Annotated in this window: 23 protein-coding genes and 1 pseudogene; 15 read left to right on the top strand and 9 right to left on the bottom strand. The window is 61.3% G+C overall.

Going from position 1 to position 22,236, the window contains the following annotated elements:
- The first annotated feature begins 108 nt into the window (after positions 1-108).
- The 7 genes from KZX46_RS00570 (at position 109) to KZX46_RS00600 (ending at position 6,021) form a co-directional block, all read left to right on the top strand.
- Entirely contained in the window at positions 109-384 is a 276-nt protein-coding gene (locus tag KZX46_RS00570; protein WP_219774049.1) for a hypothetical protein, read from the top strand.
- Positions 381-821: a periplasmic heavy metal sensor gene (locus KZX46_RS00575; protein ID WP_219774050.1), complete on the top strand. Its 441-nt coding sequence runs from the start codon at positions 381-383 to the stop codon at positions 819-821. The genes KZX46_RS00570 and KZX46_RS00575 overlap by 4 nt, the downstream gene beginning before the upstream one ends.
- Positions 818-1,387, top strand: a complete 570-nt coding sequence (locus tag KZX46_RS00580; protein ID WP_219774051.1) for an RNA polymerase sigma factor — start codon at positions 818-820, stop codon at positions 1,385-1,387. The genes KZX46_RS00575 and KZX46_RS00580 overlap by 4 nt, the downstream gene beginning before the upstream one ends.
- A gap of 67 nt (positions 1,388-1,454) precedes the next feature.
- Positions 1,455-3,401, top strand: coding sequence for a copper resistance system multicopper oxidase (locus KZX46_RS00585; protein ID WP_219774052.1), 1,947 nt, complete (start codon positions 1,455-1,457; stop codon positions 3,399-3,401).
- Complete coding sequence (locus KZX46_RS00590; protein ID WP_370647430.1) at positions 3,398-4,570, top strand: copper resistance protein B; 1,173 nt, start codon at positions 3,398-3,400, stop codon at positions 4,568-4,570. Before KZX46_RS00585 ends, KZX46_RS00590 begins: the two co-directional genes overlap by 4 nt.
- Positions 4,571-4,597: 27 nt before the next feature.
- Positions 4,598-5,170, top strand: coding sequence for a cytochrome c (locus KZX46_RS00595; RefSeq protein ID WP_219774053.1), 573 nt, complete (start codon positions 4,598-4,600; stop codon positions 5,168-5,170).
- A 137-nt stretch (positions 5,171-5,307) separates the two neighbouring features.
- On the top strand, positions 5,308-6,021 hold the full coding sequence (locus KZX46_RS00600; RefSeq protein WP_219774054.1) for a DUF4396 domain-containing protein: 714 nt from the start codon (positions 5,308-5,310) through the stop codon (positions 6,019-6,021).
- A 514-nt stretch (positions 6,022-6,535) separates the two neighbouring features.
- Here KZX46_RS00600 and KZX46_RS00605 read toward each other — a convergent pair.
- Positions 6,536-6,766: pseudogene (locus KZX46_RS00605) on the bottom strand (chemotaxis protein CheB); the annotation flags it as partial.
- Positions 6,767-7,001: 235 nt separating this feature from the next.
- On the opposite strand from KZX46_RS00605, the gene KZX46_RS00610 reads away from it, so the two are divergent.
- The 7 genes from KZX46_RS00610 (at position 7,002) to KZX46_RS00640 (ending at position 14,772) form a co-directional block, all read left to right on the top strand.
- On the top strand, positions 7,002-8,306 hold the full coding sequence (locus KZX46_RS00610; protein WP_219774055.1) for an NRAMP family divalent metal transporter: 1,305 nt from the start codon (positions 7,002-7,004) through the stop codon (positions 8,304-8,306).
- Between the two features lie 306 nt (positions 8,307-8,612).
- Positions 8,613-9,653 carry an IS110 family transposase gene (locus KZX46_RS00615; RefSeq protein WP_219774056.1) on the top strand — a complete coding sequence of 347 codons (1,041 nt, stop codon included), beginning with the start codon at positions 8,613-8,615 and terminating at the stop codon, positions 9,651-9,653.
- Between the two features lie 236 nt (positions 9,654-9,889).
- Positions 9,890-11,581 carry a multicopper oxidase family protein gene (locus tag KZX46_RS00620; protein WP_219774057.1) on the top strand — a complete coding sequence of 564 codons (1,692 nt, stop codon included), beginning with the start codon at positions 9,890-9,892 and terminating at the stop codon, positions 11,579-11,581.
- Positions 11,571-12,809 (top strand): hypothetical protein, encoded by a 1,239-nt coding sequence (locus KZX46_RS00625; protein WP_219774058.1) that lies wholly within the window; start codon positions 11,571-11,573, stop codon positions 12,807-12,809. The genes KZX46_RS00620 and KZX46_RS00625 overlap by 11 nt, the downstream gene beginning before the upstream one ends.
- Before the next feature lie 119 nt (positions 12,810-12,928).
- Positions 12,929-13,132, top strand: coding sequence for a hypothetical protein (locus KZX46_RS00630; protein ID WP_219774059.1), 204 nt, complete (start codon positions 12,929-12,931; stop codon positions 13,130-13,132).
- The gene (locus KZX46_RS00635; protein WP_370647431.1) at positions 13,126-14,085 is read left to right on the top strand and encodes a tyrosine-type recombinase/integrase; all 960 of its coding nucleotides are present in this window, start codon (positions 13,126-13,128) and stop codon (positions 14,083-14,085) included. Before KZX46_RS00630 ends, KZX46_RS00635 begins: the two co-directional genes overlap by 7 nt.
- Before the next feature lie 84 nt (positions 14,086-14,169).
- Positions 14,170-14,772, top strand: a complete 603-nt coding sequence (locus KZX46_RS00640) for a PEPxxWA-CTERM sorting domain-containing protein (RefSeq protein WP_219774060.1) — start codon at positions 14,170-14,172, stop codon at positions 14,770-14,772.
- Positions 14,773-14,945: 173 nt separating this feature from the next.
- Here KZX46_RS00640 and KZX46_RS00645 read toward each other — a convergent pair whose 3' ends face one another.
- The 8 genes from KZX46_RS00645 to KZX46_RS00680 form a co-directional block, all read right to left on the bottom strand.
- Positions 14,946-16,295, bottom strand: coding sequence for a hypothetical protein (locus tag KZX46_RS00645; RefSeq protein WP_219774061.1), 1,350 nt, complete (start codon positions 16,293-16,295; stop codon positions 14,946-14,948).
- Positions 16,208-16,966, bottom strand: a complete 759-nt coding sequence (locus KZX46_RS00650; protein WP_219774062.1) for a hypothetical protein — start codon at positions 16,964-16,966, stop codon at positions 16,208-16,210. The genes KZX46_RS00645 and KZX46_RS00650 overlap by 88 nt, the downstream gene beginning before the upstream one ends.
- Positions 16,963-17,631, bottom strand: coding sequence for a C39 family peptidase (locus tag KZX46_RS00655; RefSeq protein WP_226895869.1), 669 nt, complete (start codon positions 17,629-17,631; stop codon positions 16,963-16,965). The genes KZX46_RS00650 and KZX46_RS00655 overlap by 4 nt, the downstream gene beginning before the upstream one ends.
- 16 nt (positions 17,632-17,647) lie before the next feature.
- Positions 17,648-17,962 carry a hypothetical protein gene (locus KZX46_RS00660; protein WP_219774063.1) on the bottom strand — a complete coding sequence of 105 codons (315 nt, stop codon included), beginning with the start codon at positions 17,960-17,962 and terminating at the stop codon, positions 17,648-17,650.
- A gap of 76 nt (positions 17,963-18,038) precedes the next feature.
- A complete protein-coding gene (locus tag KZX46_RS00665) occupies positions 18,039-19,325 on the bottom strand; it encodes a hypothetical protein (protein WP_219774064.1) in 1,287 nt (428 codons plus the stop codon).
- A gap of 242 nt (positions 19,326-19,567) precedes the next feature.
- Positions 19,568-19,786, bottom strand: a complete 219-nt coding sequence (locus KZX46_RS00670) for a recombinase family protein (RefSeq protein ID WP_219774065.1) — start codon at positions 19,784-19,786, stop codon at positions 19,568-19,570.
- Positions 19,787-19,795: 9 nt separating this feature from the next.
- Positions 19,796-20,359, bottom strand: a complete 564-nt coding sequence (locus KZX46_RS00675) for a sigma-70 family RNA polymerase sigma factor (protein ID WP_219774066.1) — start codon at positions 20,357-20,359, stop codon at positions 19,796-19,798.
- 646 nt (positions 20,360-21,005) lie between these two features.
- Positions 21,006-21,326: a hypothetical protein gene (locus tag KZX46_RS00680; RefSeq protein ID WP_219774067.1), complete on the bottom strand. Its 321-nt coding sequence runs from the start codon at positions 21,324-21,326 to the stop codon at positions 21,006-21,008.
- Between the two features lie 186 nt (positions 21,327-21,512).
- On the opposite strand from KZX46_RS00680, the gene KZX46_RS00685 reads away from it, so the two are divergent.
- Positions 21,513-22,235: a Crp/Fnr family transcriptional regulator gene (locus KZX46_RS00685; protein ID WP_226895871.1), complete on the top strand. Its 723-nt coding sequence runs from the start codon at positions 21,513-21,515 to the stop codon at positions 22,233-22,235.
- Position 22,236: the final 1 nt, after the last annotated feature.

Raw genomic sequence — 22,236 nt, forward strand, 5'->3', positions numbered from 1 at the left:
CGGATCAGCACGACCGCTCACTTCTTTTGCCTACCCTTCATTGCAATCCATGCTGAGGGGTAGGAGCCGCCCTCGCGTAACCTATGCTAGAGAGGAGGAGTGAACGATATGGACGACCTCGACAAAGTATTGAAGAGGCTGGCGAATGAACCCATGCCCGCGAGCCTCGACGGAGTAGAAGCCAGGGTGTTGGCGCGCATCGCCGCTCGACCCGCTGTGCGCGCCGGCATGGGCGTCGGCGCAATGACGATCGCTGCGGCGCTAGTCATGGGCATATTCGGGGCGGGCTTTCCCGCACGCGAGGCCCGTGCTGTATCGGTCCTTTCGCCGTTGGGGCCAGTGTCACCGCTCGCACCATCGAACTTGCTCATCGGGGCGCCATGAGCGGGCACGCGCGTCTGACGTTGTGCGTGATCGCGTGCTTCATCGCCGCCATCGGTGGTGTGTTCGTCGGCCGCGCGCTTCTTCCCGCCCCCGTGCCGCCCGGCGCGGCACTCCACGACGTGCTGCATCACAAGCTGGCGCTGGACGCAGAACAGGAAGCGCGTCTGCAAGTGCTGGAACAGCGGTTCGCGGTGCGACGGCGCGCACTCGAGCTCGAGTTGAGAGCTGACAATGCCAAGCTCGCGGAGGCGATCGAGGCCGAGCACGGCAACGGCCCGCGTGTCGCCGCCGCGGTCGATCAGAGCCACGCCGTCATGGGCGAGCTACAAAAGGCGACGCTCGCGCACATATTTGCAATGCGACAGCTTCTCCGGCCTAACCAGACCGGGAAGTTCGATCAGGCGGTGGTCAAGGCGCTTACTGACGACGCGCGGTGAGACTCGACTGGACGACGCTATCCGAGGGGGAGCTTGCGACACTCAGCATCGCCGGCAGGCAAGCCGCCTTTGCCGAGATCATGCGTCGGCATCGCCAATCGATCTTTCGCACGGTCCGGGCCTGTTGTGGCGACGCCGACGAGGCGCTCGACCTGGTGCAGGAGACATTCGTCGCCGCCCATCAGGCGCTACCCCGCTATCACGGTGACCGTTCGATGCGCGCATGGCTATCGACGATCGCGATCAACAAATGCCGTGATTGGGGCAGGAAGCGGACAGTGCGCCGCTTTCTGTCTTTCGCAATCCCGCTCGGCATGGAGGCCGAGGCGGTCGCGGACGACAGGGGAGCGATCGACGATGTAGCCGGCGATCGGCAGGAGCTGGACCGCGTCACACGCGCCATTTCCCGCCTGCCCCACAATCTGAAGGAGCCGTTGGTCCTCAGAACGATCGAAGGGCTGAGCCAGGCCGAGACCGCGGCCGTTCTATCGATCAGCGAGAAGGCGGTAGAAACCCGCTTGTATCGTGCCCGCGCGAAGCTGTTGGAACAATTGAGCCGAGTTTGAGGGCTAGCGCGGCGGGCCGCGTATGAAGGCTAGAGGGACACTCCCGTTTGAGAGCCTTGAGGATCGTATGAGCCGCATAATCGACCGCCGTCAGATGCTGCGCGGAGCCGCCCTAGCGGGAGGCGGACTCGCGCTATCGGCTTACATGCCGGCCTGGGCGCAGACCAATTCGGTAGGGATGACGACCCCGCGCCCGACCGTCACCGGTAACGACATCACGCTGCGGATCGCGCGCCAGACGATGATGATCGACGGTCGCCCGTCCAAGGCGATCGGCATCAACGGCACTGTGCCAGCTCCGCTGATCCGGTTGCGCGAGGGGCATAACGTGCGCCTCAGCGTTATCAACGATCTTGACGAGGACAGCTCAATCCACTGGCATGGGTTGCTCGTTCCGACACAGTTCGACGGCGTGCCGGGTGTGTCGTTCCCGGGCATCAAGCCCCGCTCGACGTTCGTCTATGAATTTCCGATCAAGCAGAACGGCACGTACTGGTATCACAGCCATTCGGGGCTTCAGGAGCAGCTTGGGCATTACGGCCCGATCGTGATCGATCCGGCCGGTGTTGATCCGGTTCAGTTCGATCGCGAGCACGTTATCGTGCTGTCCGACCACAGCCAGCTCAGCCCCGAAGCCATCTTCCGCGACATGAAAGTCGATCCTGGCCACTTCAGCTATCAGCAGCAGACGTTGGTGGGCCTTCTTGCCGGTGCGGATCAGCGGCTTAAGGATCGAATTCAGTGGGGCAAGATGCGGATGTCCCCGACCGACATCTCGGACGCGACCGGCCCCGCCTACACCTACCTCGTCAACGGGCATGGCCCGCGCGACAACTGGACGGCGCTGTTCACCCCCCGGCAGCGCGTGCGGCTGCGCGTCATCAATGCGTCGTCGATGACGACCTTCAACGTCCGCATCCCCGGCCTCAAACTCACCATCGTTCAGGCGGACGGGCAAAATGTTATGCCCGTCGAGGTCGACGAGTTCCAGATCGGCGTCGCTGAAACATACGACGCGATCGTTACTCCGAACGACGACCGCGCCTATACGCTTGTGGGCGAAGCCATCGACCGATCGGGCCTGGCGCGCGCGACGCTTGCCCCGCGCGCGGGCATGGCGGCCGAGGTTCCAGCACTTCGGCCGCGCCCACTTGCGACGATGAAGGACATGGGCATGGATATGTCGTCGATGGGCGGCATGGATATGTCGGGCGGCCAGATGCGCGGCCCCGACCCTACGGCCGAGAAGAATCCTTCGGCCAAACTTACCACCTTCGGCGCCGGTACGGCTGCGGGCGCGATGGCTGTGAGCAGCATGACGTCGGGCGGTAGCGCAATGCCCGGCATGGACCACGCGGCCATGAACCACGGCGCGATGGCGGTCGGCGGCAGCGCCGGAGGCATGGCCGGCATGGATATGTCCCAGCAAGGCGGCAACGGCGCGATGGACATGGGCTCGATGAAGATGCGCGACTTCTCGAATGCGCCCGAGGTGAAGAAGGGACCGGGCGTACAGACAATGTCGCCGATGCCCGTGGACCGGACCGGCGACCCGGGTCAGGGACTGGAGAATGTCGGGCATAAGGTGCTCGTGTACCGCGATTTGATGGCGCTCGACCGTAACCCCGACGTCCGCGCACCCGCACGCAGTCTCGACATCCACCTGACCGGCAACATGGAGCGCTTCATGTGGTCGTTCGACGGCGTGAAGATGTCCGAGACGATGGAGCCCTTCGCGTTCCTCGAGGGCGAGCGCGTACGCGTGACGCTCATCAACGACACGATGATGGGACACCCGATCCACCTGCACGGGCACTTCTTCGAACTCGTAACGGGGCACGGTGACCACGCGCCGCGAAAGCACACCGTCATCGTGCAGCCGGGCAGCAAGGTGACGTGGGATCTGACCGCCAATGCCGTCGGCGATTGGGCGTTCCACTGTCATCTGCTCTACCACATGCACGCAGGGATGATGCGGACCGTCAGTGTCCGCCCGCGTGGAGAGGCGGCGTGAAGCGCCTTACTTCCATGCTGGCGGGGACCGCCATGCTTATGATCGCGGCTCCTGTAGCAGCGCAGTCGATGCAGGGCATGAATATGCCCGGGATGACGATGCCGGCCAAGCAGAAGCCCGCCGTCGCAACGCCAAAGAATAAGCGACCCGGCAAGGCGAGCCACGTCTCCGCGAAGCGCAAAGCGCCGCGCTCGGCCGCACCGATGGCCGGCATGAACGGGGTGGACCATTCGGCGATGCCCGGGATGGACATGCCCGCCAGAACGCCCCCACAGGCACCCGGCGCGCAACAGCCGATGGCAGGGATGCAGCCGATGTCCGGCATGAAGATGCCGGACGATCAGCATGGCGGCCACGACATGCAGGGCATGGCGGGGATGGCCGGGATGGCGATGCCCGGTGTGGAGCAGACCGGCACCGCGCTTCCTGCCGGAAACGCGCCCGCACCCGCGCCGCCCACGGATCATTATGCCGATCGGTTCTTTCCGAACGACAATATGGAGCACGGGCGCGCGGCGCTGATGCGGCAGGAGGGCGGCCAGAATTTCTACCAGGTGATGTTCAATCTCGCGGAGTTTCAGGCGCGGCAGGGCCACGACGGCTATCGCTGGGATGGCGAGGCGTGGTTTGGCGGCGACATGAACCGCTTGTGGCTCAAAACCGAGGGTGACGGCGCTTTCCGACAGGGCGTCGAAAACGCCGAGGTGCAGGCGCTCTACAGTCGCGCGGTCGGGCCGTATTTCAACCTTCAGGCTGGCGTCCGCCATGACTTTCAGCCCTCGCCGACCCGCACCTATGCGACGGTCGGGTTCGAGGGCCTCGCGCCCTATATGTTCGAGGTCAACGGCGCGCTGTTCCTGTCGAACAAGGGCGATTTGCTCGGCCGTCTTGAAGGCTATTACGATCAGCGCATCACCCAGCGGCTGATCCTGCAACCTCGGGTCGAGCTGAACCTGGCGGCGCAGGACGTGCCCGAGAACCGGCTTGGCGCAGGGCTGACCGACGCCGAGTTAGGACTGCGGCTTCGATACGAGCTGCGCCGGCAGTTCGCCCCCTATGTCGGCGTGTCTTACCTCGCGCAGACCGGGCGCACCGCCAACTTCACTCGTGCCGAAGGCAAGAAGCCGCAGACGACGAGCTTCGTTGCCGGCGTGAGGTTTTGGTTTTGATAAGCCGGGGGATCAAGGAGGTGCAGCATGAATCGAAGTGACTTGAGGCGGCACCTGCCCAGCTTACCCTTTGTCGGCTCGCTGGCCGGGATCTTGGCGCTTGGCGCAGCTGCGTTTATCTACTTTGGCGTTTATAATATTGCGGCGGACGAGCCCCACACACCGGCTGTTTACGCGCTGTTGGAAAACCTTCGCGATCGGTCAATCCAGGCCCATGCACGCGGGATCGCGCCTCCGGCCGATCTTGCTTCCGCGCAGCGGATATCGACCGGTGCCGGCCTCTACGCCGAAATGTGTTCGGGATGCCATTTGGGCCCAGGCGTTGAGAAGTCCGAAATGAGCCAAGGACTTTACCCGCAAGCCCCCGAGCTGGCGACGGCTCAAGACCTCACCCCCGCCCAGCAATTCTGGATCATCAAGCACGGCGTCAAGCTGAGCGCGATGCCGGCATGGGGTAGCACCCATCCCGACCCGCTGATCTGGGATATGGTCGCGTTCGTCCGAAAACTCCCGGGTATGACGCCTGCACAATACAAGGCGACCGTCGCCAGCGCACCCGAAGATCACGATGCGATGATGAAAGATATGGCGCACAAATAGGGAGACCGGGAAATGGATAAACAGGAGGGCGGCGGAATGGGCCACGGCCGGTTCGCCGCAATGATCGCGACCCCCGGGAACGTATTCGCAGACGGAAAGCTACACCCGGCAGCCGTTCCGATAAGCCAGTCCATGCAATGATGTTCGCGACGTTTCCAGCTTGGCTTCATACGCTCGCGATCATCTCGCTAGCGGTAGGCGCAGTGTGTGCGATCACGATCGCGCTCGATGAGGCGCGACGCCCACAGAAAATGTGGATTATGAATCTGGTATGGCCGTTGACCGCGCTGTTCGGTAGCCTCCTATGGACAGCAGGCTATTATATCTGGGGACGCGCAACGACCGAAAACCAAAATGACGAGGCGAAACCGCCGTTCCCGGTCATGGTGGCCAAAGGGTCGAGCCATTGCGGCGCGGGCTGCACGCTTGGGGACATCATCGCGGAGTGGGCAGCGTTCGCAATCCCATCGATCGCGGTATGGTTTGGTTGGCACAGCATCTTTGCCGAGAAGACGTTTGCGGTCTGGATACCCGACTTCATTCTCGCTTTCGGGATCGGCATCGTCTTCCAGTATTTTACGATCGCACCAATGAGAGGCCTTGGCTTGGGTGAGGGTATCGTAGCTGCGGTGAAGGCCGATATCGCGTCAATCAGCGCGTGGCAGATCGGCATGTACGGGCTGATGGCCGCTATCCAGTTCGGATGGTATTCGAACGCTTTTGGCGGCATCGCAGCGGTGAATACCCCCGAGTTATGGTTCGCGATGCAGCTCTCGATGTTGGCGGGGTTCTGCACTAGCTATCCCGTTAACTGGCTGTTGATCCGCGCGGGATTGAAGGAAGAAGTGTAGCCAGAGTGCTGATGTCAAAACCGGTTGGTTTTAAAACCTGCGCCACGCTACCCGTCGATGCGGCTCTGCGAAGGTGAGAACCCCGCTCGACATGGTCGGCGTCTGCTATTGGCATTCGGGCTCGGTGATGACCGACACGGGGTCGCTAGCCGCTATCGGAACCGCAACTATGCGAACGGCAGCTATCCTGCGTACCACGCCCGAAAGCTGCCAGGCAGTTACCGGCCCCATGACGGCAATCAAATGTGGTGAGGTAGTCGGGTCTATGGCTAGTTGCGACTGCCAGTCCGCCTAATCTTGCCCAATTATGTTACACCGACAGCATTTGGTGTGGAAAGGCGTCGAAGCCGGACCCCGCTAGGTTCAAGGCAAGTGATTGTAATCTTTGCTTCCTCTTCCCGCAGAGGGGGTCATGATCGGCGCCGATCGGGACCCCCTGTTAATGGCCTTTTCAGTGTGACGTCAAGGGGTTACGAAGCGGAACAGGCGGGTCCCGCTTCGACGCCTATTCACAGATGAAAACGTGGTTGGGACGAATATCGAGCCCCTCGACGATCAGGTCGACCGGCATGCGCGTGTGGTACGGAAGAAGCTCATGGAGTAGCGTCGACACGGTCCTGAGGTGGTTCACGATTACAATCGCCGCTCCGAGGTCGATCGGGAAGTTTTCGAGCAGAAGCTTGTAGGCGTCCAAGCCGCCCGCCGAACCTCCCACGCATATGATTGGCACGTCCCGACCATCCATCGATTCATCTGGCTCCTTCGGAACTCTCAGCATCGGCGAATACCAAGTTAATAACATTGCGGCGCTTCGGGAAGGACTGAAGCACGCTCTGTGATATTTCCAGAGCTTTAGCAGGCTGGACAACATTGCTACCTGAACGGACCCGCCTATTGTCGGCAGTGGTCTCTCATCGCATTACATTTAGCCGTCAATACGTACGCGATGGCTCTGCCGGAAGCGAGTAAGAAGGGCGACCATGACCGATGCGAACGAGCCCGCCGCCGACAATTCTCCCGGTGCGGGTAAGCAGCCTAAACGACTGGGATTGCTCTTGGTTCTCGGCCCTGGGCTGATCACAGGGGCATCTGACGACGACCCGAGCGGCATCGCCACCTATTCGCAAGCCGGGGCGCAGTTTGGCTATGGCCTAACGTGGGTGATGCTGTTCAGCTGGCCACTGATGTGCGCAATTCAGGAAACGAGCGCGCGGATCGGCCGTGTCACCGGGCGCGGCATCGCGGGCAATCTCAAGCAGCATTACCCCCGCCCGATCCTCTACGCGTTGGTCGGCCTGTTGCTGATAGCGAACACGATCAATCTCGGAGCCGACCTTGGGGCGATGGCGGCGGCTGTCAAACAGGTCGTCGGCGGGCCGCAGCTGCTCTGGGTTGCCTCGTTCGCCGTCGTCACTGTGCTCCTTGAGATGTTCGTCAGCTATTCCCGATACGTGTCGGTGCTAAAATGGCTGACACTTTCGCTGTTCGCCTACGTCGGGGTCGCTTTCGCGGTCGCCGTGCCTTGGCCGACCGTCATGCGCAGCCTCGTCATCCCGCACCTTGCGATCGACAAGAATGCGCTGACCGTTGTCGTCGCCATTCTAGGCACGACGATCTCCCCTTATCTTTTCTTCTGGCAAGCTGAGGAAGAGGTTGAGGAGACCCAGGTGCGCGACGATGCGCGCCCGCTTGTCCGTGCCCCCGAGCAGGCAACGGCCGAGTTTGGGCGCATCCGCTGGGATACCTATCTCGGTATGGGGATTTCTAACCTAATTGCGCTGTTTATCATCGTCACGACGGCGGCGACGCTGAACACCCATGGAATCACCAATATCCAGACATCGGCACAGGCCGCGCAAGCGCTTCGGCCGATCGCTGGGCAGTATGCGTTCATCGTCTTCGCCCTCGGCGTGGTCGGCACCGGTTTACTCGCCGTGCCGGTGCTCGCAAGTTCGGCGGCGTACGCGATTGGGGAGACCGCGGGCATACACGTCGGGCTGGCGCGCAAGATCGGTCGTGCCAAGGGCTTTTACGCAATCATCGCCGCGGCGACGGCGATCGGGGCGCTGCTAAACTTCACACCTCTGGATCCGATCAAGGCGTTGTTTTGGACCGCGGTCATCAACGGCGTGGTCGGTGTGCCAATCATGGTTATGATGCTTCTGCTCGCAACCCGGCGCGACGTCATGGGCAACTTCAGTCTACCCCCAGTTCAAAGGCTCCTTGGCTGGGTCGCGACCGCTTTGATGGCACTTGCTGCGGCGGGAATGTTTGCGACGATGTGACCTCGCACAAGCCAGTCGATCGGCTTGTCCACATCGACGTCGTGGCATTGTTTAAACCGGACCATCGCGTTGTTCCAAATAGTAATCGCCCAAATGATGCTGAGAAAAGACCGCTTTCGGGTACCTCGTACGGCAAGACTCACGTCGCCAAAGGGGTCGGGAGCTGCCAGCTGGCTCGTGCGTCGGCGAAGGTCAGCTTTTCCCAATTACACTTCCGGAAGCGGTCAGGCGGCAAATGATGCGGTGGACGGCTCTCCTACCCAACCTGCGGTATAAGTCGCGGGTTGAGCCGGAAGGAGAGCAATGATGACGAAGGCAGTTGTAATGACGATCGGGCTAGATATCGCGAAGTCGGTGTTCCAGGTGCATGGGGTCGATGGGGCAGGGCAGGTGGTTGTTCGCCAGCGCCTGACGCGAGGTCGGATGCTGGGGTTCTTCGAGAAGCTGGCACCGTGCGTGATCGGGATCGAGGCGTGCAGCAGCTCGCATTACTGGGCGCGCGAGCTGATTGCGCGGGGGCATGACGTGAAGCTGATGCCGGCGCAGTACGTGAAGCCGTATGTCAAGCGCGGCAAGAACGATGCGGCCGATGCCGAAGCGATCTGCGAGGCGGTGACAAGGCCGACGATGCGCTTCGTCGCGGTCAAGACACCCGAGCAGCAGAGCGTAATGATGCTCCATCGGGTGCGACTGATGCTGAGCCGCCAGCGGACGCAGGTGTCGAACGCGATGCGAGCGCATCTGTCGGAGTTCGGCATTGTCGCGGCGATAGGGCGCGGCGGGATCGAGCAGCTCCTGGCGGTGCTCGCCGACCAGAGCGATGCGCGCGTCCCGCCCGACGCGCGGCTGTGCCTCGAGATGCTGGCGGCGCAGCTGGCGGTGGTGAAGGCGCAGATCCTCGACAACGACCGCCGCATCCGGGAGAGCGCGCGCGAGACCGAGGTCGGCCGCCGACTGATGGAGATTCCCGGCGTCGGCCGGGTGATCGCCAGCGCATTCGTCGCCGCGGTTGGCGACCCGGCCGTGTTCAAGAGCGGCCGCAACCTTGCGGCGTGGATCGGGCTCGTCCCGAAGCAGAACTCGAGCGGCGGCAAGGAGCGGCTGGGCGGGATCACGAAGGCAGGCAACAGCTACCTGCGCCAGATGCTGGTGGTCGGGTCGATGGCGGTGATCCGTACCGCCGAGCGACATGGCACCCGGCGACCGTGGGTGCTGCAGCTGTTGGCGCGACGATTGAAGGAGGTTGCCGCCGTCGCGTTGGCCAAGAAGATGGCGCGCATGATCTGGGCGCCGATGACTAACGGCGAGCGCTACCGCGATCCCGTCGTCGCGGCCGTCGCGGCATGAGCATAAGGACGCGGGAATAGGCGCGCACCGAAGCGCCGATGAAGTTGGGAAGGGCGGACACCAGTTAATGCACCAAGCCGGTCGATACCGCCGGATCAGGAAATCCCAGTGGGGCCGTGGCACGTTCGAGTGCGAGCAAACGATCGGGACCTGAGACGCGCGAATGGCATTATGGCCAGCGGCACATGATAAGGCCGCACTACAGGTCGAACACATGGCCGCACCGACCAACGAAAGTGCAGAAGCTCAAGAAAGCCCTTGCCAACCGAGAGCCGTCCACACACGGCCCCATGGCGCTAAATTGGTTTGAGCGGAGATCAAATAAAAGAAGATCGGATGAGCCAGTTTGCTATCGCAGGTCGCTGGCGGGGGAGATAGCAGATGTTATACCAGCTGGCGATTTAAGGATGGCGATGAACCAATTGTGGAAGCTTCGGTTACGAGCTGTGGTCCGTGTCGCGCTTGGCAGTGCCGCGATCATCTTGTTGGGCTTGCCGTTTGTCGACCCGGCGCCGACAATAGCACGGGGCCTGACTTCGGTTTCCGAGAACCGTTCCGAGCCGCTGCGTCCGCCGCTGGAATATCGTAGTGCCAATGGCGTGCTCGCTGTGACGATCGTCGCCGCGGAGACGCGTGTTCCGCTCGGCGACCGGACGATTGACGGATCGACCTTCAACGGCAGCTACGCCGGTCCGATCCTGCGTTTAAAGCCGGGCGACATCTTGAAGATGCACTTCATCAACAATCTGCCGCAGGTCACCAACGTCCATTTCCATGGCCTCGAGGTGTCGCCGCAAGGGCACGGTGATAACTCGATGTACATGATCGGACCGGGCAAGACCTGGGACTATATCATCCCGATCCCTAAGAATCATCCGCCCGGCGTCTATTGGTTCCACACCCACGGCCATGATTTCGCCGAGCACCAGGTGATGGGCGGGCTGAGCGGCACCCTTGTCATCGAAGGCTTTCAGGATGAGGTGCCCGCGACAAAGCCGCTGGTCGAGCGAATGTTCGCGCTCAAGGAGTTCTCGCCGTCGGGCTTGGGCAAGCTCAACAAGGTGCCTAAGCCAGTCAATGGCATGATCGACACGATCGCCGGACAGGTCGACCCCTTGGTGACGATGCAGCCCGGCGAGACGCAGCTGTGGCGATTCAGCGGTCAGACGGCGAACGGCTATTACCGGATGCGGCTCGCAGGCCTGAAGCTGGTAGAGGTCGGACGCGACGCGCGTCCCATCCTGCACCCGCACGAGGTCAACGAAGTTATCGTCGGACCGAGCGAGCGGGTCGACGTCCTCGTTACCGCCGCGGCGGCAGGCGCATTCCATCTCATGCAGGCAGGCTCGGCGACCGGTCCGGCGGGAGACCGCTTTCCGCGCCAGGCGCTGGCGGAGGTCGTGGTCGCGCGCAATCCCGCGCTTCCCGAGCCCGCACCGCTTGGCCCACTCGTCGTCAATGCGCCGGACCAGAAGCCGGTCCCGGGCGACCGGATCGCGGCGCACCGGCTCGTTGTGTTCTCCGAGGATCCGGTCACCGGCCTGTTCTTCATTAATCACCAGACCTTCGATCCGATGCGGGTCGATCTCAAGGTTCCGCTCGGTTCGATCGAGGAATGGACAATCCGCAACTCGTCGCAGGAGCTCCACGTCTTCCACATCCATCAGCTGGGTTTCGAGGTGCTCAGCATCAACGGCAAGCCTGTCCCGTTCCAAGGGCTGCAGGATACGATCGACGTGCCGATCCACGGAGAGGTCAAAATCCGGATCCCTTTCACTAACCCGTTGATGGTCGGCCGCTTCATGTACCACTGCCATATCCTCGAGCATGAGGACAAAGGTATGATGGCGCAGATCGAGGTGTTCGATCCCAAAACGGGACCGATGAAGGACATGCCGGGCATGGACGCGAAACCGCATGCGGGTTGAGTGTTGGGGCGGCATCGTCGCGGCCATGCTGATCTTCTCGCCGGTGGTGGCGCAGGTTCAGACGCCGGGCTCCGGGACGCTGCTCGGGGCCGCCTCTGCCCTGCCGCCTCCCGACGGCATGGGTGCCGAGCCGGTCGGCGATTTCCCCAAGTTAAGCTTAGCGACACTGGCGAACCTCGAATATTCCGGGCTCGGTGCCGCTTCCGGACCGAGCCGGGGTCCCCAGCCCTATTTCCGCTTCGATACGACAATGCTCGTCGACGTCAGCGACAAGCTGTCGTTTGACGGGCTGTTCCAGTTCAAGGCGCGCAAGCCACGGCCGGCGGACGATCCCAATCGCGATTTATACATCAACCAAGGTGCCGGACGGCGCGTCGGCGGCAAGATGCTCGAGCTGTACGCGCGGTACGATACGTGGCGCGTCGGCAAGTTCGTCCAGAACTTCGGTCGCGCTTATTATCTGCTGCCGGGGCCGTTCTCGGCCGACTTCATCGAAGAAGCCGAGGCCGGCTATGAACCCACTGAGATGATCGGGGTCGAGAAGCTCCATGTCTTCGGCAACGAGGACCACGGCTGGCAGCAGCTTTCGGTCTCTGTTTTCTTCGTCGACCGGACCTTCCTCCACGAAAGCCTGCCCTACAACGAAGGCATCGTCCATTACCGCGACGGCGGGGTCGGCAACACCCACCTGCCTGAAAACGTCATGGTCACTTACGACGTCCTCAACATGCCGGTTGGTCATGGTGCGCAGGCGACCTTCCAGGCGAGCGTGATCCGCTACGGGAAGAGTTATCAGGCGCAGCGCGGGGAGATCTGGACGACGCTTGGCAGCGACATCGCCATCCCGATCAACGGCAGCGTCGCCGCCACGCTGGAGGGCCGGTATTCGCAGCTTCACCTCTATGTCGAGGCAGCCCGGCGCGATAATTTCGAGGGCTTCGCGGGGCGGGCGCGCAACTACGTCAGCGTTTCTGCCGACTATCTGGCGGGACCGTGGGTCGTCGCCCTGACGACGACCCAGCGCTGGACTACCGACCGCGTTCTGCCTATCCAGAACGACGCGATCTACACTGCGACCATCGGACACGACCTGTCGTCGGCAATTCTCGGGTCGCTCAGCGTGGCGCAGGAGCATGTCGGCGACCGTTCGGGCGTCTACGCCGGCATCCGGTTGACGAAGACCTTCACCACCTGCGCCCGCTGTCTCACTCGTGGTCGTGCTTTTTGATTCAGATAGCATTGCGCGGATTGGTTACGGCAATTGGTCTCGATCAAGGTCACTGCGAGAGTAGGTATATATATGACAATGTCCTTTATCACATATAGCGTGCGGGCTAGTGAGGGCCGATGACCTACCGTGTTTGCATCGCCCCGATTCCCACCGTCATCGACGACAACGACGCGCCAGTTGTCGGCGCGCGGGTTCTGGAAATCATCTTCCCCGGCGACACCATCGAAACCGCTGCGGGCCGGATCAATATCATCGTCGGTGCCGGTACCGCCAAGATCATGGTCGCCGGCAAGATTTTGCGAAGCGTCCCGCTATGCTGAGCCGCATCGTTCCACTGCAGACGTTTGCGTTGCCGACCCTCGTCGCCACGGCTGACGATCGTACCCGCACCCGCTTTCTCGAATTCTTCGCCGTGATGATCCGCAACCCGAATACGCGCCGTGCTTATGTCCGGGCGACAGGTGAGTTTTTGGGCTGGTGTGAGGGCAGGGGGGTCGCGTCGATCGTCGCGGTGCAGCCGCTGCACGTTGCCGGCTATGTCGAGGAGCTGGGCCGGGTTCGCAGCGCGCCGACGGTCAAACTGCGCCTGGCAGCCGTCCGCCACCTGTTCGACTGGCTGGTGGTCGGCCAGGCAGTGCCGTTCAATCCTGCCGCCTCGGTGCGCGGACCGAGCCACAGTGTCCGGCGCGGCAAGACGCCGATGCTGGCTCCGGCCGAGGCCCGGCAGCTGCTCGATGCGATCGACGTGGCGACGCCGGCGGGCCTGCGCGACCGCGCCCTGATTGGGCTGATGGTCTATTCGTTCGCGCGGATCGGCGCTGCGCTGTCGATGCGGGTCGAGGACGTCTACGTCCAGAATCGGCGGCTATGGGTGCGGCTGCATGAGAAGGGCGGCAAGCGGCACGACATGCCGTGCCACCACAATCTTGAGGAATACCTGACCGCATATCTCGACGGGTGCGATCTGCGTGAGGACCGCAAGGGTCCATTGTTCCGGACATTGGCCCGGGGAACCCGACAACTAGGCGAGAGACCGCTGCCGCAGGCCAACGCCTTTGCCATGGTCCGCCGTCGGGCGGCCGCCGCAGGCATCGCGACGGCGATTGGCAACCACTCGTTTCGGGCGACGGGGATTACCGCCTACCTCAAAAACGGCGGCACACTGGAGAAGGCGGCGGCGATGGCCAACCACGCATCGACGCGAACAACCCAGCTCTACGATCGGCGTACCGACGAGATGAGCCTCGACGAGGTCGAACGAGTGCTGATTTAATTGGTTAACGTAAGTTAGCGTTATTTCATGTGACGTTAAGATATGCTATTCTCGATAGACAAACATAAAGGGGATAGCATCGCCATGAACCGTCTTATTTATGCCGCGTGTGTTGCTTCAATCACACTCACGGCCGCGCAAGCAGGCGCGTCGACGACGTTAATCGACTTCAATAACGGATCGGCCCCCGGGTTTTCCGGTAATTACAAGGTCACGTCGGGAACGGACGCGACGGCAGCCGCGCCAGTCATCAATGGCGTGCGCGACGAAACCAAGTATCTGGCTGTGCCTGGAACCGGTTCTTCGGGCAGCGCCTTCCTCAACGTCGGCGCACTTGGCGGTGGCAGCGTATTGACCCGTTTGAACGCCGACTGGGGTTCGATCGACAGCTACAACACGTTGACGTTCTACGCCGGAAACACTCTCGTTCAGACGATCACCGGGAGCATGTTCCCGCCCGCAAACGGCGATCAGAGTGCAGCAGATACTAATCGTAACGTCACCCTCGATTTTAACCGCAATCTCGGGATTACTCGCGTAGGCTTCAGCTCGGGCCAGTTGGCTCTTGAACTCGACAACCTTTCAGTCGGAGCTGTTCCTGAGCCAGCAACCTGGGCCATGATGCTGCTAGGCTTCGGCATGGTCGGCGCTGCCACACGGCGTCGCTCCACAGCGGTTACTGCCTGATTCAAGACTGGCAGGTTGGATCATTTCCGATCGCTCCAACCTGCCAGCTATCTTACTCACTGGGCGTCTGCAGAACCAAGTTTGGCCACAAGCCGGTCCGACGTTGACGTTGTCCTTGCTAGAGCAAAATGCCAGCTCGAGCTGCTTCTGGGTGCATGATCGACACCAGCGCGTCAGTTTCCGAAGGTAATTGGCAGCCGTAGCGTCGTTCTTACGTCGGCTGCGTCGCGTGTGGCACCCACTTCGACGTTCCAGTTGATCGTTGTCGCCGCTGCCGTTCGGTAGCTGACGCCGAATAAGAACCGCCCGATTTGAAGATCGCGCGTCGTCTGGTTGTAGGGTGTCGAGCCAGTCACAGCTCCAGTGCTGAAGCTAGTCTGGAGAATGCGGCCCTGGGTGCGCGTGCCAAACGACCAACTTTGGGCATAGCCAAATGACACAGCCACCCGCGGATTTAACGAGATGCCAATACCGGCGCTGCCTTGAACCGCATCGCCCGGCTTAACATAATCGACCAACACGTCGTTCGCCAGCTGGACGCCATCAAAGCCGCGCCCAAAGTTATGGGTGTATCCAAGCGATCCAAACAGCACCGCGGGATCCGACGGCAATAGCGCTGTGATCGTTGGAGTTACGCCCCAAAAACCGCCACCGGTTGCCGAGGCGAGCGCGACGCCAGTGCCGGGGTCGCGCGGTGTCGTGAACGGATTGGTTCCAGTCGGCGACACGACCTGCAGGCCACCGATCAAGATCGGGAAACCGCGTGTCCCGCTTGTAATCTGATAACGCGCACCAAACTCGATATCGCCGATGTCGTGGCCCCGGGCCGCAACATTCGGGGTCGTTACGGCATTGGTTCCACCACCTCCGGTGGTAACAGGAGCCAAGACCGACGAGTCGGCCCGGTAAACGAACGGGGCGCGGACGTTCAGCTCAAGGCGCGATGACAACCCGTAACGCGCTGCGATCGACGCAGTGACGATATCGGAGCGCGTCTCATTGATGTCGAACACACCGACAAGAACTGAGGTCGGTACTTCGATCCCCCGAAATATGACCGTATTGCGATCTGAGCGAGCGTATTCCAACGCGGGCTCAACGGTGAATCGCCCGCGCCGGGTGATGATGCCGCCCTGCTCGGAAAGCACCGCCACCTCGGCTTGGCGCTCACGCGGTGCCGGGGCCTGGCCAACCGGCTGCGACTGATCGGGCGCAGGCGCGGTCTGCGCGGTTTGCTGCGGCGAAGCCGTGCCTTGCGTCGGTGCCCCAGGGATAGGTTTGGGCGGATCAAGCTGCGCCTCTGCACCGCGTGCACGCTGGGTGCCGAGGACCTGGTCCTCGAGTGCATGGAGCCTTGCTTTTGTTGAGGCTAGATCGGCCTCCTGACGGTCGACTTGAGCTTCGAGTGCCTGGATCTCAACAAGCGACGGCGCCGCTAAGCTAGAGGAAACGGTCTGGGCTCCCGCAGCACTGCCAGCGAGCAGGGCGGGGATAAGAAGACGATACATGTTAATGAACCACAATGGCGCGAGCGTGCACTGGTCAGCGTCGATGCCAAGTTTGACGGCACCGGGATGCCGCGCAAATCGACACTGATCCAGGTCGTGGTGCTGATTGCTTGATTGTTGCCGGTGTTTTGAATGACAGCGCCGGTCGTCTGCCCGATCATTTGCTGCACATCGAAGTTATTGCCCATAAGTTCTGAGGTAAACCCACCACTGGTCTGGCGCAACGCGACGCTGCCAAGCGCCGTGGTCACCGGCGTACCATTGGGCTGGACCGCGAGCGCAGTGCCCACCGTCGGCGGCAACGAGCCGCCGGTACCAACGTTGAGCACGGCTGACGTCGGCGCTGGAGCCACCGTGATCAGCGTACCCGCGGCATTGCGGCTGTAGTCGACGACGGGCGCGGTGCTCCTGCTATCGGCTGCGACCGCACCGGTGGACGTCGCTGGGAGCCCGCCAGCGTAAACTTGCACCCCGGGCTGGCTTGTCGAGAACTGAGTACGGAGCGCGACTACGCCATTGACCTGTGTTTCGATCGCCACCCCGATCGCAACATCGGTGCCGTCGGGAAGTCGGATGCCGCCGCGCATCGTCGCCAACTCGTAATCGGTGATAGTCGCGCCAAGCGGATACGCTTCCGCGCTCGTGCCGCCAAAGAGGGTCGCAATAAGTAAGACAGCGCGCTTCATATGGCACCGGGTCCCGGTCTTGTCAGCGCAAGTGCTGCCTGGCTGATTGGCTCCATCGACAGAGTATTCCGCCCACCAGGAGATAAGGCAAGTTCAGACGCGCGACTGAACGAGGCGTGGGCTAGGTCGTCGCGACCGTTAATCACAAACAGCACTCCGTTCCAGTGCTTGGCGAATTCGGCCACGGACATTCGCCGCAAACCCACGGCGGGGTCGCCAAGCAGCACTGCGGCCCCATCGATCCCCTTGAGCACGACGAAATGTTTGTAACCAAAGACATCTATCAACGCGATGCCGGGCAACCGCGCGTGTGCCACCTGCGCCAGCGTCACCTTGTAGCCATCGGCGCTCATGTGGACACTGGCGAGAAACCGCTTCATGTCGAGCAACGAGAAGCCGAGCTTGCGGATCTGGTCTTTGTCGCCGTCGCGCCACATCCCGGCGAACGCGATTTTCTCGTCGACGGACTCGTCATAGTGGTAGCGCAGCAGAGTTGCCAACGCCGCCGACCCACAGCTAAAATCATATTGCTGCCGAACGACGGTCGTGAATTTCTGCTCGAGCATCGAATGGACGGGATACCCCGCCTCGATTTGGCCACCATAGGTCATCGCCGTACCGCCCGAATTGACCTCGGCGGCGCAGCCCGGGAGCAGCGCTGCCACGGCAATAAGGGTTGACCTACGGATGAACCGAAACATTGACGTTAAGCGATGAGCTGATCGCGACGTTGTTGCCCGTGTTGGCGCTGATGATCGCCAAGCCATTAAAGTTCGACAGCGCGTTATCGCTAATTGAGATAACGCCGGTAATCGAGTTGCCGTTGACCTGGTTGTCGGTCAGTGTCGTAGCATTGGTCGCGCGGATTGCCTGCGCGATATCGGTCTTGCCGGCGACCTTGCCGAGTTCGGCATCTGAAACAGGCGGTCCCAATTGCGCCATCGCGGGCGCGGTCAGACCAAGGCCCGCCAACAGAATCAGTCTCAACGTGACCATCTTAACGATCCTCGCGGTAGCGACGGGCGGAGTGGACCGCGGCCCACTCCGCCCGCCGAGGCGTTGCGCTTAGCGCTTAGCGAATGGTCAGCGTGCCGATCGACGGCGATACGTTGACCGCCGCGCTCTGCGAGGCGTTTGCGCCAGTGTTCACGTTCAGGCCCTGGATGCCGGCAAAACCGGAGAAGGACGATCCCGAGAAATTGACACTGTTGTTGACGTACGCCCCACTGCCGCCTGCGGCCGTGCTGCTGCCAGGCGTACCCGTGCTGCTGAAGCCGGTCGTCCCCGGTGTGGCTGTGCCACCTTCACCGCCGCCGAGCCCGTACGTGACGGTGTTTCCCGTCACATAGCTCGCCAAGGTCGAAGAAGCGACCACCGAGCCGCCGCCGAACTGGTTCGACGTTGCCGCTGAACCGGCGGCGTTGGTCGTCGCCTGGCCGCCCGTCATCGACGAGTCGACATAACTCGCCGAACCGCCATTGGCGGTCGACCCACGGCCACTGTTCGAAAGACTGGTTGTGGTCGAATGGTCCGAGTTGTCAGTGGTATTGTAACCGCTGGCTCGGTTCGAGTTGTCAGTCGTGGTATTGAACCCCGTCTGGCGATTAGAGTTGTCAGTATTGTAACCACTGGCACGGTTTGAAGCATCAGTCGTGGTATTGAAGCCGCTCTGATGGTTCGAATTGTCGGTCGCAGTGTTGTAGCCGCTCGCACGGTTCGAAGCGTCCGTGCTCGTTTTCGTCGTGCTGACCGAGCGGTTGCTGTTATCGGTGTTGTAGCCGCTGGCGTTGTTCGAGTTGTCAGTGTTGTAACCGCTGGCCCGGTTCGAGTTGTCGGTCGCGGTGTTGTAGCCGCTCGCCCGATTTGACGCGTCGGTGTTGTTCGTCGTCCGGTTCGTCGTCGTGTTCACCGAACGATTTGAATTGTCGGTGTTATAGCCGCTGGCATTGTTGTTGTAGCCGCTGGCGCGGTTCGAAGCATCGGTCGTTGTGTTGAACCCGTTCTTCGAGCTATTCGACGCGTCGGTGTTGGTCGACGTCGTGTTGTAGCCGCTGGCACGGTTAGATGCATCCGTGTTGGTCGTTGTGTTGTAGCCGCTTGCACGGTTCGACTGATCGGTCGCAGTCGTCGTGTTCGCGGTGTTATAGCCGCTGGCGCTGTTCGCGTTGTCGTTATAGCCGCTCGCGCTGTTTGAGTTGTCGGTCGCTGTCTGGTTGGTGACAGGGTTGTACGACCCGTTGGTCGAATCGTTGACCGGCCTGTTCGTGTTGTAAGAGCCCGTGATGCTGCTCGGCACCGTCTGCGCCGATGCCGCCGTAGCCAACAACGCCGCCATGGTTGTGAGAACGAATCTTGTCATAAGGACCTCCTGATTGCGTCTGCGGGCTATAAAAGGCCGCTAACAAGAAATCAAGGTTTTTGTTAACGAATATTACCAATGAATTCAACGAAAAGTAAAATTAGATTCAAAAATCAATTACGACTGGAAACCCTTTACCGAGACCTGCTATTAATCGCTGCTAACAGTCGCCCCTACCTAACGGTCAGGCCGACCGTATCAGGAGATAGTAGCACATTATTGTCCGCCGTGAGGATTACTCTTTATAATGGTCTGGTCGATCCCTTGACTTGATTGGCCATTGAGTGATTTCCAGCAGATGCCGAGAGGGTTATGACGGCGACATTGTCCTCGCACAGCTGCTTGAGCATGCGGCCGAGCGCGGCTCGGTTACGACGGGCACCGGACACCTTCTCCTCGAACGTCCGCCGGCATCCCACAGCCGTTAGCTCGGCCCGCTGAAGCGTGAGATCCAATACCAAATATCAACATCAGGCCTGACCAACATTCGCGTACGTTTCGACCGTCAAATCAGCCCGCATCTGCTGAAGCCCGCGGCGCACCCAGCTTTTGATCGTGCCGACAGGAATGTTGTCCCTCGCCGAAATCTCTTCGTATCGAAGCCCTTCAAAATAAGTGTCGCGGATCGCCGCTGAAGCTCGCGGTGGCAGTTTCGACAGCGCTGCTGGCAAGCGTCGCGCTTCTCTTGCGGCAAAGGCCAGGACATCGGCCGAAGGCGATGGGTCACTGATGTTATGCATTTGATCGATGCCGACACTTATGGTGACCGGCCGCCTCCGACGGTGGTCGATGGCCCTGTTGCGAGCGATCGTGCACAACCAAGTCATCGGCCGACCACGCACCTGATCGAAGTTCGCAGCTTTCAGCCAAATTTTTACAAAAGATTCCTGAAGGACTTCCTCAGCTTCACGACGATCAAACACGATCGTCAGGATGACGCGCAACAGCTTTACGGAGGTGGCATCGTACAGCGACCGGAATGCCACCCGATCGCCGTCGACAACTCTGGCGATCAACACCTCGAGCGTGTCCATCAACGTTGCCGCCCGCGGTGCTCTGCTCCGCTGTGCCAAGAATGTTCCTGCGCGACTATGGCTATGGCGCTCGCCCGGAACTCAGCGGCAAAACTCGCATGTCGCGCCTTCACACCGCGGTGGATCGATGCTGCCACCAAGCGGTCCTCGGTGGCGGCTCGGGCTACAAAACAACGCGATGACATATTTGGACGTTCCCGCAAGCTGACGGGAACAAGGCATAGCCTCTCTCCGCCGGCAGAAACTGATCAAGATCAATTTGCGCTGCGGTCCCATCTGGCAGCGGCGCCATTGCGGACCACCATGAATGTCCAAAGCTGACAATTGCTAGGAGACGGCAAGGTCGGACGTCGGCCACGTATCCAAGACTCGTTGAAGCATGGCTGGCGTCAGCGGCGGGACGATATCGTCAGTTCGCCCGACCTGCCACTTTTCCTGGTACAATTTGGCCAGCTTGAGATGCACGTCGCGAGCTTTCGGGTGCTGCGCTCGCTCGGCTGCATCATACGATGCGACCATCCGCCGATGGAGATATGTAACATCCTGAATAGTCATCGGTTCGCTCCCGCCCGTGTGCAAGTGAACGATGCGCCGATACTCATATGGGCGAGTTGATCGTAATCAGCGTCGCAGAAAAATGTCGCGGTCAGGCCAGCCGCGGAAAATGTGGCTCGGTCGCCGGCCGCTGCTCGGTGCCATCGGTTTCAAAGCTCGCCGACATTCGATTGAGCAAGCCCAGGGACTCCTCCATTCGACCATTTGACTCCCCTGCCGCTGTCGCAACTTCGCGTTTGACCTCGCTCGCCGCGGTCACGACGTTGACCGCTTCGGCGTTTGTTAGCACGGCGGCGTCGACCAGCATGTGCAAGATGCTCTCGGCCAGCAGCAGTGCCGCCTGCCCGTGGGCATCCGGCTCTACACCTTTCGCAACAGGCCGAATGGCTTCGACAAAACGGGCAGCGGCCATGAGGGTCACCCTGATCTGTTCAGGCGGAAGCGCGAATGTCTCCCTGCCGCCGGCGCCTGAGTCTGCGTGCCAGCGATGATCATAGTCTAACACTTTATCCTACGGCGGCGCTGATTTGGATTAACCGTCATCGTACAAAAGAGAGTAGGCTAGGAATATAGGGCCGTTACGCACTGGGGAAACGGCATGTCCAATGCGTTTATCGACAAGCTCTGTGCGCATGTTGACTTGTCGACCGCTGACATCGGCTTGCTCGAAGCTGAATGCGCCAATGCCCGCGATGTCCCCGCCCGCCATGACCTGATCCGGGAAGGCGACCCCTCGGGGCCGCTGTTCGTAATTTTGGCGGGCTGGGCCTGCCGATATCAAATTCTGCCTCAGGGGGCACGCCAGATTACGGCTTTTCTCATGCCTGGCGACTGCTGCGATATGCATCTCGCGAAGAACTATATCATGGACCACAGCATCGCCACGTTGACCGATTCCAGAGTGGCAAGCATACCTCGGGCGAGATTCGAGAATCTGATTGCAACCCGCCCGTTCCTCACACAAGCGCTATGGTGGGCGCAGCTGGTCGACGAGGGCGTGCTCCGGGCGTGGATCGTCAGCATGGGCCGCCGGAGCAGCGTCGAGCGTGTCGCCCATTTGATGTGCGAGCTTTACGTGCGCGCCCGCAACATGGGCCTGACGACCGGCGATCAGCTCGAACTCCCGCTATCTCAGCTGGTCCTTGGCGATGCGCTCGGCTTGACGCCGGTCCACGTCAACCGCGTCCTGCGGCGGCTCCGACTGGAGGGCATCATGCGGCCTCGCGGCGGCGTGCTGGTGATCGATGACATTACCAAGCTCGCCCTGCTGGCCGGCTTCGATGAGCAATACCTGCAGCGGAAACTGAAGCGAGCGGCTTAGA

This window comes from Polymorphobacter sp. PAMC 29334 (genome assembly GCF_019431245.1).
GTDB classification, from domain to species: domain Bacteria; phylum Pseudomonadota; class Alphaproteobacteria; order Sphingomonadales; family Sphingomonadaceae; genus Polymorphobacter_B; species Polymorphobacter_B megasporae.